This is a genomic window from Pseudomonas sp. CFII68 (assembly GCF_000416195.1).
In the GTDB taxonomy this organism is placed as follows: Bacteria; Pseudomonadota; Gammaproteobacteria; order Pseudomonadales; family Pseudomonadaceae; genus Aquipseudomonas; species Aquipseudomonas kilonensis.
In genome coordinates, this window is sequence record NZ_ATLN01000094.1 from 1 (window position 1) to 15,853 (window position 15,853).

Genomic DNA, 15,853 nt, shown 5'->3' on the forward strand with positions numbered 1-15,853 from the left:
TTTCGCGAGCAAGCCCGCTCCCACAGGAGACCTATGGTGAACATTGAATCTGCGAACACTCAAGAGCCCGCTGTTCTTAGTCGGTTGCCGCCTCCAACCCCACATTGAACTGCAACGCCGCCAGCCGCGCGTACAACGCATTGCTGGCAACCAGCTCCTGGTGAGTGCCCACCGCAACCACCTTGCCCTGGTCCATCACCGCGATCCGATCAGCGTTTTTCACCGTGGCCAGGCGGTGGGCGATGACCAGGGTCGTGCGGTTTTTCATCAGGTTGGGCAGGGCCTGCTGGATCAGGTGTTCGCTTTGCGCATCGAGGGCGCTGGTGGCTTCGTCCAGCAGCAGGATCGGCGCGTCCACCAGCAACGCCCGGGCGATGGCCAGGCGTTGGCGCTGGCCGCCGGACAGGCCCAGGCCACCGTCGCCCAGGTGGGTCTGGTAGCCGTCGGGCATTTTTTCGATGAAGTCGTGGGCGTGGGCAATCTGCGCAGCCTCACGCACCTGCTCGGACGTTGCGCCAGGGTTGCCGTAGCGGATGTTCTCTTCGACCGTGCCGAAAAACAGCGCCGGGTTTTGTGAAACCAGGGCGAAGTGGCGGCGCAGGTCCAGCGGATCGAGTTGAGTCAACGGCACATCGTCGATCAGGATCTGCCCTTGCACCGGATCGTAGAAACGCAGCAGCAGGTCATACACCGTTGACTTGCCCGCACCGGAAGGCCCAACCAGGGCCAGGGTCTCACCGGCGTTGATAGTCAGGTCGAGACCGTCGACCGCATAACTGTCCGGCCGGGAGGGATAGGAAAAACGCACGCCTTCGAGGCGCAGATCGCCCCGGACCCGCTCCGGCAAGATGACAAGGCCTGAAGCCGGCGGCTGGATGATGTTCTCCGAACGCAGCAACTCGGCAATGCGCTCTGCCGCGCCCGCGGCCCGTTGCAGCTCGCCGATCACTTCGCTCAGGGTACCGAAGGCGCTGCCGACGATCAGGCTGTAGAACACGAATGCCGCCAGCTCACCGCCGGAAATCCGCCCGGCGATCACATCCATGCCGCCGACCCAGAGCATCACCCCCACCGCGCCCAGTACCAGCACGATCACCAGGGTGATCAGCCAGGCCCGCTGGGCGATGCGCTTGCGGGCAGTGTCGAAAGCCTGCTCCACCGTCACGGAGAATCGTTGTTCGTCCTGGACCTGGTGGTTGTAAGCCTGCACGGTCTTGATCTGGCCAAGGGTTTCGGAAACGTAGCTGCCGACGTCGGCAATGCGGTCCTGGCTCTGGCGCGACAAACTGCGCACCCGACGACCAAAGACCAGGATCGGCGCCAATACCAGCGGCAGGGCAATCACCACGATACTGGTCAACTTGGGATTGGTGATGAACAGCAGCACGATGCCGCCCACCACCATCAAGGCGTTGCGCAAAAACAACGACAGCGACGAACCGATCACCGATTGCAGCAAGGTCGTATCGGCGGTCAGCCGCGACTGGATTTCCGAACTGCGGTTGTTTTCGTAGAAACCGGGGTGCAAGTACACCAGATGGTTGAAGACCTGCCGCCGGATATCGGCCACCACCCGCTCGCCGATCCAGGACACCAGGTAAAAACGGGCAAACGTACCGATCGCCAACCCCACCACCAGCACCATGAACAGGCCGATGGATTGGTTGAGCAGGTGCGGCGAGCGGGTCATGAAGCCCTGGTCCACCAGCAACCGGATGCCTTGGCCCATGGACAAGGTAATACCCGCGGTGACAATCAACGCCAGCAGAGCGCCAGCGACTTGTTTGCGATAAGGGGCAATGAAGCCGCTGGCCAGGCGTATGGCACGGCGATGTCGGGAAGAAAGCATCAAAGGCGTCCGATAATGCAGCAGGAAAAAGGTCGGCCCGCGCCGTCGAAACGCAGCGGAACCAAGTTGAATCAGAATGAGTCAGGTTAAATATGACCACTACGACTAGCAGCTAGATGTTATCGGTCTAAAGTCTGGCTGGAAACGCAACTGTGTTTCTGATTGAGTGGAGGTGTCGCCATGAACCTACAAGGAGTGTCATGGCTCGGTCACCTGGCGACATTAAAGTAGGCACACAACCTGATGAGGAGACAGGCCATGTCCTTGCAACACAGCAGCGACGACAAGATTCAAGTAATCCGCACGCAACCGGACCAGTCTCTGGGCTGCTCGATCATCGATGAGGAAGGGCGCGAAGTACCGATCACCGAAGACATGATCCAGAAAGCCTGCAGCGAGCTGGAAAAACGACTGGTCAAGCCTGCCGAACAAAAGTGATACAGCCCGTCTTCAATTGGACCCGACCTTGATGTCGGGTTTTTTATGCCTGCGAGAAAGGTTGTGGGAGCAAGGCTTGCCCGCGATGCAGGCACCTCGGTCCCCTGACCGCGTCATCGTTCATCGCGAGCAAGCTTTGCTCCCACAACCCAGCGCCGTCACGATCTGTTGCAAAGCCGCCGACTGCCCTTCAATACGAACCTTCAAACTGTCGATTTCCCGCCGTGGCGGATAATGCTTGCGCAAGGCGTCGAACGCGCTGCGTTGCTCGCTGACCGTGCCCACCAGGCTGCGGCGAAAGTTTGCGTCGTCGCCACGGGGGTCGTACACGCTCCGGCACAACGCCGCCAAGGCCCAGGCCGGGTCGGTTGCGGCATCCAGGGTGATGCCACCGAGCCAAGGCCGAGGCAACAGGTCGCTGAGGCTGACTTCAACCGGCTGTTCCAGGAAAGCGCACAAGGCCTGGTAGATCTGGGCGGTGCCGCGCTGACGGCCATCGAGGCTGTAACCGGCAATGTGCGGGGTGGCGATCACGCACAAATCGGCCAGGTCCACATCCACGGTGGGTTCCTGCTCCCAGACATCCAGCACCGCTTGCAGGTCTTCGCGTTCCAGCAACACTTCGCGTAGCGCGGCGTTGTCGATCACCGGGCCGCGGGCCGCGTTGATCAGCCAGGTCCCGGGCTTGAGCTGGTTCAGGCGCGCCTCGTCGAACAGGTGCCAGGTCGGTTGCTCACCGTCGCGGGTCAACGGTGTGTGCAGGCTGATCACATCGCACTGCTCGATGATCTGCTCCAGGCTCACATAGTCGCCCCCCTCGGCGGCCTGACGCGGCGGATCGCAGACCTTTACGGTCCAGCCCAGCCCCTTGAGCACCTCGATCAACCGCCCGCCCACCTGGCCTGCGCCGACCACGCCGAAGGTTCGTTGCTCGAGTTGTGCGCCTTCGATTTCTGCCAGGGTCATCAGGCTGCCCAGCACATAGTCCACCACACCACGGGCATTGCAGCCCGGCGCGCTGGCCCAGCGGATACCGGCCTCGGCGAGATAATCCAGGTCCAGGTGATCGGTGCCGATGGTGCAGGTGCCGACGAAGCGCACCTTGCTGCCTTCCAGCAGGGCCCGATTGACCTGGCTGACCGAACGCACCAGCAACACATCGGCGTGCTCGACCATCGTCCGGTCGATCCCCCGCCCCGGTACCCGGCGGATTTCGCCGAATCCTTGGAAAAATGCATCGAGCAGGGGGATGTTTTCGTCGGCGACGATCAGCATGGCAGAGCTCCTTTGGCGGGAGGGGCAGTGTAGGCGTTCCGTTGGGCCTGTGCATTACCCGGAGCGAATGATGTTGTGGCAAGGGGATTTATGTGGGAGCAAAGCTTGCTCGCGATGCAGGCGCCTCGGTTCCTAGGGAGACCGCATCATCTTCCTCGCGGGCAAGCCTTGCTCCCACAGGTGCTTGAAAATTGAAAAAGCGATTACAAATCCACAACACAGGTTTTTTCCTGACCACTGCGTCAAGGCGTAGAATTCGCCGCCTTGCGCTTAACCTTTTCGGACGCTTTCCCTGTGAATCCTGTCATCGACACCCCCACCACCCTCTCCCGCCCGGCCCGGGTTCGCCTGGAACTCAGGACCTTGCTGGCCTTGGCCTTGCCGATCATGGTGGCGCAACTGGCAACTACCGCCATGGGGTTTGTCGATGCGGTGATGGCCGGTCGGGTTGGCCCGCGGGATCTGGCGGCCGTCGCCCTGGGCAACTCGATCTGGGTGCCGGTGTTCCTGTTGATGACCGGCACATTGCTGGCGACCACGCCGAAAGTTGCCCAGCGCTTCGGTGCCGGTACGTTCGACGAGATCGGGCCGCTGGTGCGCCAGGCGTTGTGGTTGGCATTGGTGGTGGGGTTGATCGCGACGCTGGCGCTGTTCAGCGCCGAACCAATCCTGCACATCATGAACGTCGATCCTGAACTGATCGGTCCGTGCATGGAATACCTGCGGGGCATCGGTACAGGCCTGCCGGCCGTGGCGCTGTATCACGTACTGCGCTGCTTCAGCGATGGCCTGGGACGCACGCGGCCGGCGATGGTGCTGGGGCTGTGCGGGCTGGCGCTGAACATTCCGCTCAATTACATCTTCATCTACGGACACCTGGGTGTGCCCGCCATGGGCGGCGTCGGTTGCGGCTGGGCCACGGCCATCGTGATGTGGGTCATGGCCCTGGGCATGGCCGGTTGGGCCCGCTGGGCGCCGGCCTATCAGACGAGCCGGTTGTTCAGCCGTTTCGACTGGCCGCAATGGGCGGTCATCAAGCGCCTGCTGGGCATCGGCCTGCCGATTGGCATCGCGGTGTTCGCCGAGTCGAGTATTTTCGCAGTGATCGCCCTGCTGATCGGCAGCCTCGGCGCCACGGTGGTGGCCGGGCATCAGATCGCGCTGAACTTCAGTTCATTGGTGTTCATGATCCCCTACTCCCTGGGCATGGCCGTCACGGTGCGGGTCGGCCAGGCCCTGGGCCGTCGTCAGCCGCGCGAAGCGCGCTTCGCTGCTGGGGTGGGCATGGGCACGGCCCTGGCGTACGCCTGCCTGTCGGCGAGCCTGATGTTCGCGCTACGCGGGCCCATCGCGGCGATCTATACCGCCGATCCGGTGGTGATCAACGTGGCCTCGATGCTGATCGTCTACGCGGCGCTGTTCCAGTTTTCCGATGCGATCCAGGTCACGGCGGCAGGCGCGTTGCGCGGCTTCCAGGACACCCGGGTGACGATGATCCTGACCCTGTTCGCCTATTGGGGCATCGGCCTGCCGGTGGGTTACGCCCTGGGCCTGACCGACTGGCTCGGCGCGGCCAGCGGCCCGAGCGGGTTGTGGCAAGGCCTGATCGTGGGCTTGAGCTGCGCGGCGCTGATGCTGTCGATCCGCCTGGCACGCAGCGCGCGCAAGCAGATCAGGCTCAGTCGTTCGACGGATTAAGCGAGTTTCTTGCGGATCCAGTAGAGGTACGTGCCCGCTTCCTCCTGCTGGGCCACCAGTTCGTGGTCCAGGAACACGCAAAACTTGGGGATGTCGCGGCGAGTCGAGGGGTCGGTGGCGATCACTTTCAGCAGCCCACCGGGAACCAGGTCGCGAATGTGCTGGTGCAGCATCATCACCGGTTCCGGGCAATTGAGGCCCGTGGCATCCAGCGTGCCGTCGACCGGCATATCGTTCATTTCACTCATGTTCTACTCCTGAAACTGGCCGGCATTGTCGCGCAATGTCGGTCCTGAGCAAAGCCTGTGGAATCGCAAACATGTGAAAGCAAACTGTGGGATAGCAGACATGTAAGAGCAAGCCTGTGGGAGCAAGGCTTGCCCGCGATGCAGGCACCTCGGTCTCCAGACCGTGTCACCGTTCATCGCGAGCAAGCTTTGCTCCCACAGCTTTGCTCCCACGGGGCTTTTTGGTGTCCAGCCGCCGCAGATGGCACGTCACTTCCTCGCGGTCGTGGTACAGCTGCTTGCAACCGATCTCGACCTTGATGCCCCTGGCCTTGAACCCCTCGGCGATACGTTCGAGCAGGCGCTTGACCTCGGCATAACGCTGTTTCATCGGCAGCTTGAGGTTGACCACGGCCTCGCGGCAATGTCCTTCGCCAATCCACTCTTCCAGCATCGCCGCGTTGCGTGCCGGCTTCTCGACGATATCGCAGACCATCCAGTCCACCGGCTGCTTGGGCTTGAACGTGAAGCCGTCCGCCATCAGATGCTGCACCAGGCCGGTGTCCATCAGGCTTTCGGCCATCGGGCCATTGTCGATGGCGGTCACCAGCATGCCCCGGTTGACCAGTTGCCAGGTCCAGCCGCCCGGCGCGGCACCGAGGTCCACGCCGGTCATGTCGCTGTGCAGGCGCTCGTCCCACTGGTCCCGGGGAATGAAATGGTGCCAGGCCTCTTCAAGCTTGAGGGTGGAACGGCTCGGCGCTTCCCGAGGAAACTTCAGGCGGGGAATGCCCATGGGCCACATCGCCGAGTTATCGGATTCGGCCAGGCCCAGGAACACTTCGCGGCCACTCTTGAAGGTCAACAGCAGGCGCGGCTTGCGCGGGTCGTCCACCAGCTTGCCGGCGCCAATCAGCGCCTTGCGCAAGGGGCCTTCGAATTTTTTGCAGAAGTTCGACAGTTCCTTGCCGTCGTTGGTGTCCACCACTTCCAGCCACAGGCTGCCACAGGTCGGGAAAGCGGCCATGTGGGCCAGGATGACGCTGATGCGATCGGTTTCCGGCAAATCGATGAACGTACCGCGCGCCCACTGGCGCGGGAAAATCAATTCGGCGAAACGCTGGCCGCCCATCAACCGCTCGGCGCCGTCGTCTTCGGTGCAGACAAATTCAGCACAGGCACTGGCCGGTTTGGCCTTGGCGTAGCCGGCCACGTTGAGTCGGGCCGCGTGCTCGGCGATCTCGGAACAGACCTCGCCTTCGAAGCCCGGCCGGCAGTGCATGAAAAGCGTGTTCATTGAAACTCCGTAGCAAAGCCTGTCACGAAAACCGCCGCATGATAGCGGAGTTCGGAACCGCGAACCTTGCTATAGAGTCCAGTGATTAGTCATTCGCTCAAAACAGGGCTAGGTTAAAGCCTCTACCCGTTCCGTCAGTCCGTAGCCGTGCGGACTCAAAGGAGTGATTTCAATGCCGTCCCTCGATAGCCTGAAAACCCTTAGAACACTGCAAGTCGACGCCAGGACCTACCACTACTTCAGCCTGCCGGATGCCGCCCGAAGCCTGGGCGACCTGGACAAACTGCCCATGTCGTTGAAGGTACTGCTGGAAAACCTGCTGCGCTGGGAAGATGAAAAAACCGTCACCGGCACCGACCTCAAGGCCCTGGCCGGGTGGCTCAAGGAGCGCCGCTCCGACCGCGAGATTCAATACCGCCCCGCCCGGGTGTTGATGCAAGACTTCACCGGCGTCCCCGCCGTGGTCGACCTGGCCGCCATGCGCGCCGCCATGGAAAAGGCCGGCGGCGATCCCCAGCGGATCAACCCGCTGTCGCCGGTGGACCTGGTGATCGACCACTCGGTGATGGTGGACAAATTCGCCAGCAGCCAGGCGTTCGAGCAGAACGTCGACATCGAAATGCAACGCAACGGCGAACGCTACGCCTTCCTCCGTTGGGGCCAAAGCGCTTTCGACAACTTCAGCGTGGTGCCGCCGGGCACCGGCATCTGCCATCAGGTCAACCTCGAATACCTGGGCCGCACCGTGTGGACTAAAGAAGAAGACGGCCGCACCTACGCGTTCCCCGACACGTTGGTGGGCACTGACTCCCACACCACCATGATCAACGGCCTCGGCGTACTGGGCTGGGGCGTCGGCGGGATCGAGGCGGAAGCGGCCATGCTCGGCCAGCCGGTGTCGATGCTGATTCCCGAGGTCATCGGCTTCAAACTCGTCGGCAAACTGCGTGAAGGCATCACCGCCACCGACCTGGTGCTGACCGTCACGCAGATGCTGCGCAAGAAAGGCGTGGTGGGCAAGTTCGTCGAGTTCTATGGCGACGGTCTTGCCGACCTGCCCCTGGCCGACCGCGCCACCATCGCCAACATGGCGCCGGAATACGGCGCCACCTGCGGTTTCTTCCCAGTCGACGATGTGACCCTGGACTACTTGCGCCTGTCGGGACGCCCAGCGGAAACGGTGAAATTGGTCGAGGCCTATTGCAAGGCCCAGGGCCTGTGGCGCTTGCCCGGCCAGGAACCGGTGTTCACCGACACCCTGGAGCTGGACATGAGCAGCGTCGAGGCCAGCCTCGCTGGGCCCAAACGCCCGCAGGACCGGGTCTCGCTGCCGAATGTCGGCCAGGCTTTCAGCGACTTCCTGGGATTGCAGGTCAAACCCACCAGTAAAGAAGAAGGTCGCCTGGAAAGTGAAGGTGGCGGTGGCGTCGCGGTGGGCAATGCCGATCAGGTGGGCGAAGCCGAATACGAATACGAAGGCCACACCCATCGCCTGAAAAACGGCGCGGTGGTGATCGCTGCTATCACCTCGTGCACCAACACCTCCAACCCCAGCGTGATGATGGCCGCCGGGCTGCTGGCCAAAAAAGCCGTGGAAAAGGGCCTGACCCGCAAGCCGTGGGTCAAGAGTTCCCTGGCCCCGGGTTCCAAGGTGGTCACCGACTACTACAAGGCGGCCGGCCTGACCGAGTACCTGGATAAACTTGGTTTCGACTTGGTCGGCTATGGTTGCACCACCTGCATCGGCAACTCCGGACCGTTGCCGGAGCCCATCGAAAAAGCCATCCAGAAAGCCGACCTGACGGTGGCTTCGGTATTGTCGGGCAACCGCAACTTCGAAGGCCGGGTGCACCCACTGGTGAAGACCAACTGGCTGGCCTCGCCGCCGCTGGTGGTCGCCTATGCCCTGGCCGGCACCGTGTGCATCGACATCAGCAGCGAACCGCTGGGCAACGACCGGGACGGCAAACCGGTGTACCTGCGGGACATCTGGCCCAGCAGCCAGGAAGTGGCCGCCGCCGTGGCCCAGGTCAACACCAGCATGTTCCACAAGGAATACGCCGCCGTGTTTGCCGGTGACGAACAATGGCAGGCCATCGAAGTGCCGCAAGCGGCGACTTACGTCTGGCAGGACGACTCGACCTACATCCAGCACCCGCCGTTCTTCGACGACATCGGCGGACCGCCGCCGGCCGTCAGGAACGTCGAGGGTGCCCGGGTCCTGGCCCTGTTGGGAGACTCGGTGACCACCGACCACATCTCCCCTGCCGGCAATATCAAGACCGACAGCCCGGCCGGTCGCTACCTGCGCGAACAGGGCGTGGAGCCGCGAGACTTCAACTCCTATGGCTCCAGGCGCGGCAACCACCAGGTGATGATGCGCGGCACCTTCGCCAATATCCGCATTCGCAACGAAATGCTCGACGGCGAAGAAGGCGGCAACACGATCTACATCCCCAGTGGCGAACGCATGCCGATCTACGACGCCGCCATGCGGTACCAGGCCGCGGGCACGCCGCTGGTGGTGATTGCCGGGCAGGAATATGGCACCGGGTCGAGCCGGGACTGGGCCGCCAAGGGCACGAACCTGCTGGGGGTCAAGGCGGTGATCGCCGAAAGCTTCGAGCGCATCCACCGCTCCAACCTGGTGGGCATGGGCGTGCTGCCATTGCAGTTCAAGCTCGACCAGAACCGCAAGCGCCTGAACCTTACGGGCAAGGAAACCCTGGACATCCTGGGCCTCAATGACGTCGAACTGACGCCGCGCATGAACCTGCCCCTGGTCATCACCCGAGAGGACGGCAGCCAGGAGCGAATCGAAGTGTTGTGCCGGATCGATACCTTGAATGAAGTGGAATATTTCAAGGCCGGCGGGATCCTTCACTATGTACTGCGGCAATTGATTGCCGCTTGAAATTGTGGGAGCGGGCTTGCTCGCGAAGGCGGTGAAACAGTCAACATTGATGCTGCCAGGCACACCGCTTTCGCGAGCAAGCCCGCTCCCACAGGTTCTGCGGCTCGCTGACTTTTATTCACATCTTAACGGGCGATGTTTTGTATCGGCCCGCCTATAATCCCGCCGGCACTCACGGAACAGAGTCCGCCAACGGCTTGCCCCTCCTGCGCATGAACCTGCATGGACACAAATGTGCCCTCTGCGCGACACGGTGGCGTCGAAGCCCCAACGGCCGCTCTCGCCCCGAGCTCTTCCGCTAAAAGGATGTTGTATGCCCGCTTTACCCTGGCTTCACCTGGCCCTCCTCTCCACAGGCTACGGTCTGGCGCTGGTCTACGGCCATTTGACCTGGACAGCTGCCATCTCGGTCGCGCTATTGCTGTTTGCCGGGTATGCGGTTCGCCAACAGCAAACGCCGGTAGGCCAGTTTCTCGGGCACGCCCTGTTCCTGATCATGGCCCTGGCATTGGCCCTGCACTGGATGCCTGGCTTCTTCAACGGGAGGGTGATCCCGGCGCAACGCTTGACCGACGACGCCGCGCCGTTTGCCATGTACCTGAACCAGGACAAGCCGCTGATCGGCTTCTGGCTGTTGCTGGCCTGCCCCTGGATCGTCGGCCGACGCCCGTTGCGCCTGGCGGCAGGGGCCACGGCACTGGGCCTGGCGTTGAGCGCGGTGCTGGCCCTCGGCGGAGCCATGCTGCTGGGCATGATCCACTGGGCGCCGAAATGGCCGGATCACGCCTGGTTGTGGGTGTTCAACAATCTTTTATTGGTGACGCTGGTGGAGGAAGCGCTGTTTCGTGGCTACATTCAGGGGGGCTTGAGCCGGCGCTTCAAACACCTGAGTTACGGCGACAACCTGGCGCTGCTCCTGTCCTCGCTGCTGTTCGGCCTGGTACATGCCGGCGCAGGTTGGCAATGGGTGCTGCTGTCGGGCCTGGCGGGGGTCGGTTACGGCCTGGCCTATCGTTTTGGCGGCCTGGGCGCAGCGATTGCCACGCATTTTCTCCTCAATCTGCTTCATTTCGCCCTATTTACCTACCCGATGCTGGCGTGATAGCGACAGGCAAAAATAACTTCAATTAAAACCTGACACCGCCGACAACCTTTCAAAGCCTTGCGGATCTACACACCATGCGTAACAACCAGCCCGTCACACAACGCGAAAGGACCTTCCCGGCCCAGCAACGATTGATTTCGACCACCGACGCCAAGGGCGTGATCACCTACTGCAACGACGCGTTCGTTGAGATCAGCGGGTATTCGAAGGAAGAACTGATTCGTTCGCCGCACAATCTCGTGCGCCATCCCGACGTCCCTTCCGCTGTGTTCGCGCATATGTGGGGCACGCTGAAACAAGGCTTGCCATGGATGGGCATCGTCAAGAATCGCAGCAAGAACGGCGACCATTACTGGGTCAATGCCTATGTCACGCCCGTGTTCGAGGGCAATCAGGTGATCGGCTACGAGTCGGTGCGGGTCAAGCCCTCCGCCGAACAGATCGCCCGCGCCGAGGCGCTTTATCAACGCATCAACCAAGGCAAATCCGCAGTTCCGGGTAGCGACAAATGGGTACCCATACTGCAGGACTGGCTACCGTTTATCCTGGTCAGCCAGTTGAGTTTCATCGTCGGCGCTTTCCTGGATTCCTCCTGGGGCTTTGCCCTGGCCGCCCTGCTGTCGGTGCCGCTGGGGCTATTAGGCCTGCAATGGCAGCAACGCGGGATCAAGCGCCTGCTGCGCCTGGCCGAGCAAACCACGTCCGACCCGCTGATCGCCCGGATGTATACCGACAGCCGCGGCGCCCAGGCACGCCTGGAGATGTCGATCCTCAGCCAGGAAGCGCGCCTGAAAACCTGCCTGACCCGCCTGCAGGACACCGCCGAACACCTTAACGATCAGGCTCGACAGTCCAACACCCTGGCCCATGACAGCTCCAGCGGCCTGGAGCGCCAGCGGGTGGAAACCGAACAGGTCGCCACGGCCGTCAACCAGATGGCGGCAACGACCCAGGAAGTTGCCAGCCACGTGCAGCGCACCGCCGACGCCACCCAGGAAGCCAATCGCCTGACCAGCCGCGGGCGCGACATCGCCGGCGAAACCCGCGAAGCCATCGAGCGCCTGTCGGTGGTAGTCGGTGAAACCGGCCACACCGTGACCCAGTTGGCCAAGGACAGCGACGAGATCGGTGGCGTGGTAGATGTGATCAAAGGCATCGCCGACCAGACCAACCTGCTGGCCCTCAACGCCGCTATCGAAGCGGCCCGCGCCGGGGAGATGGGCCGCGGCTTTGCCGTGGTGGCTGACGAAGTGCGGCAACTGGCACAACGCACCAGCGAATCCACCGGGCAGATCCACGCCCTGATCGCCAAGCTCCAGCAGACCGCCACCAACGCCGTGCAGACCATGGACGCCGGCCATCGCCAGGCCGAAGAAGGCGTGGCCCGGGTCATGGAAGCAGACGAGGCGCTGGTGGGGATCAGTGCAGCGGTGGCCCACATTACCGACATGACCACCCAGATCGCCGCCGCCACCGAGGAGCAAAGCTCAGTGGCCGAGGAGATCAGCCGCAACATCAGCAATATCTCGCAGCTGGCCGACCAGACCTCTGGCCAGGCTCACAGCTCGGCACTGCTGAGCGAAGAGCTGACCCGCACGGCCAACACGCAGTACTCGTTGGTGGAGCGGTTTAACCGCTGATAGATGTCGGCTTGAAAAAAACCCGGACAGCGAAAGCTTCCGGGTTTTTTATTACCATTTTAAAAAAAGCGTCGCGTAACCCGCCTTCGCGAGCAGGCTCGCTCCCACAGAGGAAACGCGGTCCCACCAAGAACCAGGTCGGCTATCAGACCGCCTCGGGATGGACGTTGATCTCGGGCGCCCCGTTAACCACGATGGCCGAACGCAGGCATTGCGTAGTGGGCACCTCGGCATGGATGCCGAGGTAGCCGCGCTGGGCCATGGATGGCCCTTCGCGGCGGGCCCACGGAGCAATGCCTTCGTTCGGGCATGCCGAGCCTAGGCGAGGCACCGAGTGGTGGGGCAAGAGCGTTTTGCTTACTTTTGACTGGGCCGGCTTCCGGGCTTCTCAAAAGTGAGCCGCTGTAAGAGCGGAACCATAGGCAGCCGTGACCGCAGCAACGGATATGTACTCAGCCAACAACATCCTGGCCAACTGTCAGACCGCTATCGCGAGCAGGCTCGCTCCCACAGGGGCTTGTGAACGCCGCAAATCCAGTGTGGGAGCGAGCTTGCTCGCGAAGAGGCCAGGACAGACGCTATCAATCCTGAAGAAACGCCGCCACCTTTCCCGCAGCAGCCTCCAGGTGCTGCTCATGACTAAATCCCGAAACCTTCAACGGCTTCAAATCATGATCCCCCGCCGCCAGCCACATCACCTCGATGCTCGGTGACAAGGCATACCCCTGCACCGCTTCCCGATTGCCCAACGCATCGCGCTCGCCCTGGACGATCAAGGTCCGGGTTTTCAACGCCGCCAGATGCTCGACCCGCGGTTTCTCCGGCTTGCCCACTGCATAGAAGGGATAGCCCAGGCATACCAGCGCATCGGCGCCCAGCTCATCGGCCAGCAGGCTCGCCATGCGCCCGCCCATGGATTTGCCCCCCACGGCCAGCCGCCCAGCGACATAAGGCCGCACCGTGGCGTACACCTCACGCCAGCATTCCAGCAACTTAGGCGCAGGGTTGGGTGGACGCTTGCCCCCATCCAGGCGCCGCTGGGCCATGTAGGGAAACTCGAAGCGCAACACGTTGACGCCCTGTGCGGCAAGGCGCGCGGCCATTTGCTCCATAAAGCCACTGTCCATTGGCGCTCCGGCACCATGGGCCAGGATCAGGGTTGGCGCCTTGGCGCTGGCGACCGATTGCCCGGCTGTCCATAACCAGCCGTGTTCGGCTACACATCGCGCCCATTGATCCCCGTCAATACTGGCCTTGTGCTGTTTGTCCATGCTGACCTCGCTTTTAGTCTGCCTATAACTCCAGGCGAAGAACGCCGCACTGCCTTGCGCAGGCGCTACTTCGGCTGAACCGTGGATGGGGAACCATGAACACTTCTATCAGTACCGCCTACAACTACAAGGTGGTCCGCCAATTCGCCATTATGACGGTGGTGTGGGGCATCGTCGGCATGGGGCTCGGGGTTTTTCTCGCCGCCCAATTGGTCTGGCCACAACTCAACTTCGATTTGCCATGGACCAGCTTCGGCCGCCTGCGCCCACTGCACACCAACGCAGTGATCTTTGCCTTCGGCGGCTGCGCCCTGTTCGCCAGTTCGTTCTATTCGGTGCAACGCACCTGCCAGACCCAGCTGTTCGCGCCGAAAATCGCCGCGTTCTGCTTCTGGGGCTGGCAACTGGTGATCCTGCTGGCGGCCATCAGCCTGCCACTGGGCTACACCAGCTCCAAGGAATACGCCGAACTGGAATGGCCGATCGACATCCTGATCACCATCGTCTGGGTTGCCTACGCCATCGTGTTCTTCGGCACCGTGGCCAAGCGCAACACCAAGCACATCTACGTCGGTAACTGGTTCTTCGGCGGGTTCATCCTGACCGTGGCGATCCTGCACATCGTCAACAACCTGGAACTGCCGGTGAGCTTCACCAAATCCTACTCGGTGTACGCCGGGGCCACGGATGCGATGGTGCAATGGTGGTACGGCCACAACGCCGTGGGCTTCTTCCTCACCGCAGGCTTCCTGGGGATGATGTACTACTTCGTGCCGAAGCAGGCCGAGCGCCCGGTGTATTCCTATCGCTTGTCCATCGTGCACTTCTGGGCGCTGATCACCCTGTACATCTGGGCCGGCCCTCACCACTTGCACTACACCGCGCTGCCGGACTGGGCACAGTCCCTGGGCATGGTGATGTCGCTGATCCTGCTGGCGCCAAGCTGGGGCGGCATGATCAACGGCATGATGACCCTGTCGGGTGCCTGGCATAAGTTGCGCAGCGACCCGATCCTGCGGTTCCTGGTGGTGTCCCTGGCGTTCTACGGCATGTCGACCTTCGAAGGTCCGATGATGGCGATCAAGACCGTCAACGCCCTCTCCCACTACACCGACTGGACCATCGGCCACGTCCATGCCGGCGCGCTCGGCTGGGTGGCGATGATTTCCATCGGTGCGCTGTACCACATGATCCCGAAGGTCTTCGGCCGGCCACAGATGCACAGCATCGGCCTGATCAACGCGCACTTCTGGCTCGCGACCATCGGCACCGTGCTGTACATCGCCTCGATGTGGGTCAACGGCATCGCCCAGGGCCTGATGTGGCGTGCGGTGAACGAGGACGGCACGCTCACCTACTCCTTCGTCGAAACCCTGGTGGCCAGCCACCCAGGCTTCGTCGTGCGGCTGGCGGGCGGGGCGATCTTCCTCCTCGGCATGCTGTTGATGGCCTACAACACCTGGCGCACCGTGCGGGCCTACCAGCCTGCCGAAGCCGCCGCTGCCGCGCAGATGGCCTGAGGAGTCCACCATGAAACACGAAACAATCGAAAAAAACGTCGGCCTGCTGATGCTGCTGATGGTCCTTGCCGTGAGCATTGGCGGCCTGACCCAGATCGTGCCGCTGTTCTTCCAGGACGTGACCAACAAGCCCGTGGACGGCATGAAGCCCTACACCGCCCTGCAACTGGAAGGCCGCGACATCTACATCCGTGAAGGCTGCGTCGGCTGCCATTCGCAGATGATTCGTCCGTTCCGCGCCGAGACCGAGCGCTACGGCCACTACTCCGTCGCCGGCGAAAGCGTCTGGGACCACCCATTCCTGTGGGGCTCCAAGCGTACCGGGCCGGACCTGGCACGGGTCGGCGCGCGCTACTCCGATGATTGGCACCGCGCCCACTTGTACAACCCGCGCAACGTCGTGCCCGAGTCGAAAATGCCCGCCTACCCGTGGCTGGTGACCCAAGCGGTGGACAGCAGCCATACCGAAGGCAAGCTGCGCGCCATGCGCACCCTGGGCGTGCCGTACAGCGACGACGACATCACCAACAGCGTGGCCTCGCTCAAGGGCAAAACCGAAATGGACGCGCTGGTGGCCTACCTGCAAGTGCTCGGCACTGCCATCAAGAGCAAGAGGTGA

The 15,853-nt window shown here is 62.4% G+C and carries 13 protein-coding genes; 7 read left to right on the top strand and 6 right to left on the bottom strand.

The window, feature by feature from the left end; translation table 11 throughout:
* Positions 1-76: 76 nt before the first annotated feature.
* Positions 77-1,849, bottom strand: a complete 1,773-nt coding sequence (locus CFII68_RS11795) for an ABC transporter transmembrane domain-containing protein (protein ID WP_018608559.1) — start codon at positions 1,847-1,849, stop codon at positions 77-79.
* Between the two features lie 258 nt (positions 1,850-2,107).
* Here CFII68_RS11795 and CFII68_RS11790 point away from each other — a divergent pair, with 258 nt between their 5' ends.
* Positions 2,108-2,287: a PA1571 family protein gene (locus CFII68_RS11790; protein WP_018608562.1), complete on the top strand. Its 180-nt coding sequence runs from the start codon at positions 2,108-2,110 to the stop codon at positions 2,285-2,287.
* A 120-nt stretch (positions 2,288-2,407) separates the two neighbouring features.
* On the opposite strand, the gene pdxB is transcribed toward CFII68_RS11790, so the two are convergent.
* Positions 2,408-3,562 carry a 4-phosphoerythronate dehydrogenase PdxB gene (pdxB, locus tag CFII68_RS11785; protein ID WP_018608564.1) on the bottom strand — a complete coding sequence of 385 codons (1,155 nt, stop codon included), beginning with the start codon at positions 3,560-3,562 and terminating at the stop codon, positions 2,408-2,410.
* 294 nt (positions 3,563-3,856) lie between these two features.
* Here pdxB and CFII68_RS11780 point away from each other — a divergent pair, with 294 nt between their 5' ends.
* Positions 3,857-5,260, top strand: a complete 1,404-nt coding sequence (locus CFII68_RS11780; protein ID WP_018608566.1) for an MATE family efflux transporter — start codon at positions 3,857-3,859, stop codon at positions 5,258-5,260.
* Here CFII68_RS11780 and tusA read toward each other — a convergent pair.
* Entirely contained in the window at positions 5,257-5,508 is a 252-nt protein-coding gene (gene tusA / locus CFII68_RS11775) for a sulfurtransferase TusA (RefSeq protein WP_018608568.1), read from the bottom strand. The genes CFII68_RS11780 and tusA overlap by 4 nt on opposite strands.
* Positions 5,509-5,674: 166 nt before the next feature.
* A complete protein-coding gene (rlmM, locus tag CFII68_RS11770) occupies positions 5,675-6,784 on the bottom strand; it encodes a 23S rRNA (cytidine(2498)-2'-O)-methyltransferase RlmM (protein ID WP_018608570.1) in 1,110 nt (369 codons plus the stop codon).
* 172 nt (positions 6,785-6,956) lie between these two features.
* On the opposite strand from rlmM, the gene acnA reads away from it, so the two are divergent.
* The 3 genes from acnA (at position 6,957) to CFII68_RS11755 (ending at position 12,443) form a co-directional block, all read left to right on the top strand.
* The gene (acnA, locus tag CFII68_RS11765) at positions 6,957-9,698 is read left to right on the top strand and encodes an aconitate hydratase AcnA (RefSeq protein ID WP_018608573.1); all 2,742 of its coding nucleotides are present in this window, start codon (positions 6,957-6,959) and stop codon (positions 9,696-9,698) included.
* A gap of 313 nt (positions 9,699-10,011) precedes the next feature.
* The gene (locus CFII68_RS11760) at positions 10,012-10,800 is read left to right on the top strand and encodes a CPBP family intramembrane glutamic endopeptidase (protein ID WP_018608575.1); all 789 of its coding nucleotides are present in this window, start codon (positions 10,012-10,014) and stop codon (positions 10,798-10,800) included.
* Positions 10,801-10,877: 77 nt separating this feature from the next.
* Positions 10,878-12,443, top strand: a complete 1,566-nt coding sequence (locus CFII68_RS11755; protein WP_018608577.1) for a PAS domain-containing methyl-accepting chemotaxis protein — start codon at positions 10,878-10,880, stop codon at positions 12,441-12,443.
* A 145-nt stretch (positions 12,444-12,588) separates the two neighbouring features.
* Here CFII68_RS11755 and CFII68_RS27505 read toward each other — a convergent pair whose 3' ends face one another.
* Complete coding sequence (locus tag CFII68_RS27505; RefSeq protein WP_156886100.1) at positions 12,589-12,789, bottom strand: nucleoid-structuring protein H-NS; 201 nt, start codon at positions 12,787-12,789, stop codon at positions 12,589-12,591.
* A gap of 235 nt (positions 12,790-13,024) precedes the next feature.
* Positions 13,025-13,714, bottom strand: a complete 690-nt coding sequence (locus tag CFII68_RS11745; RefSeq protein ID WP_018608581.1) for an alpha/beta family hydrolase — start codon at positions 13,712-13,714, stop codon at positions 13,025-13,027.
* 95 nt (positions 13,715-13,809) lie between these two features.
* Here CFII68_RS11745 and ccoN point away from each other — a divergent pair, with 95 nt between their 5' ends.
* Positions 13,810-15,234, top strand: coding sequence for a cytochrome-c oxidase, cbb3-type subunit I (gene ccoN / locus CFII68_RS11740; protein WP_014339375.1), 1,425 nt, complete (start codon positions 13,810-13,812; stop codon positions 15,232-15,234).
* A 10-nt stretch (positions 15,235-15,244) separates the two neighbouring features.
* Positions 15,245-15,853: a cytochrome-c oxidase, cbb3-type subunit II gene (ccoO, locus tag CFII68_RS11735; RefSeq protein WP_018608583.1), complete on the top strand. Its 609-nt coding sequence runs from the start codon at positions 15,245-15,247 to the stop codon at positions 15,851-15,853.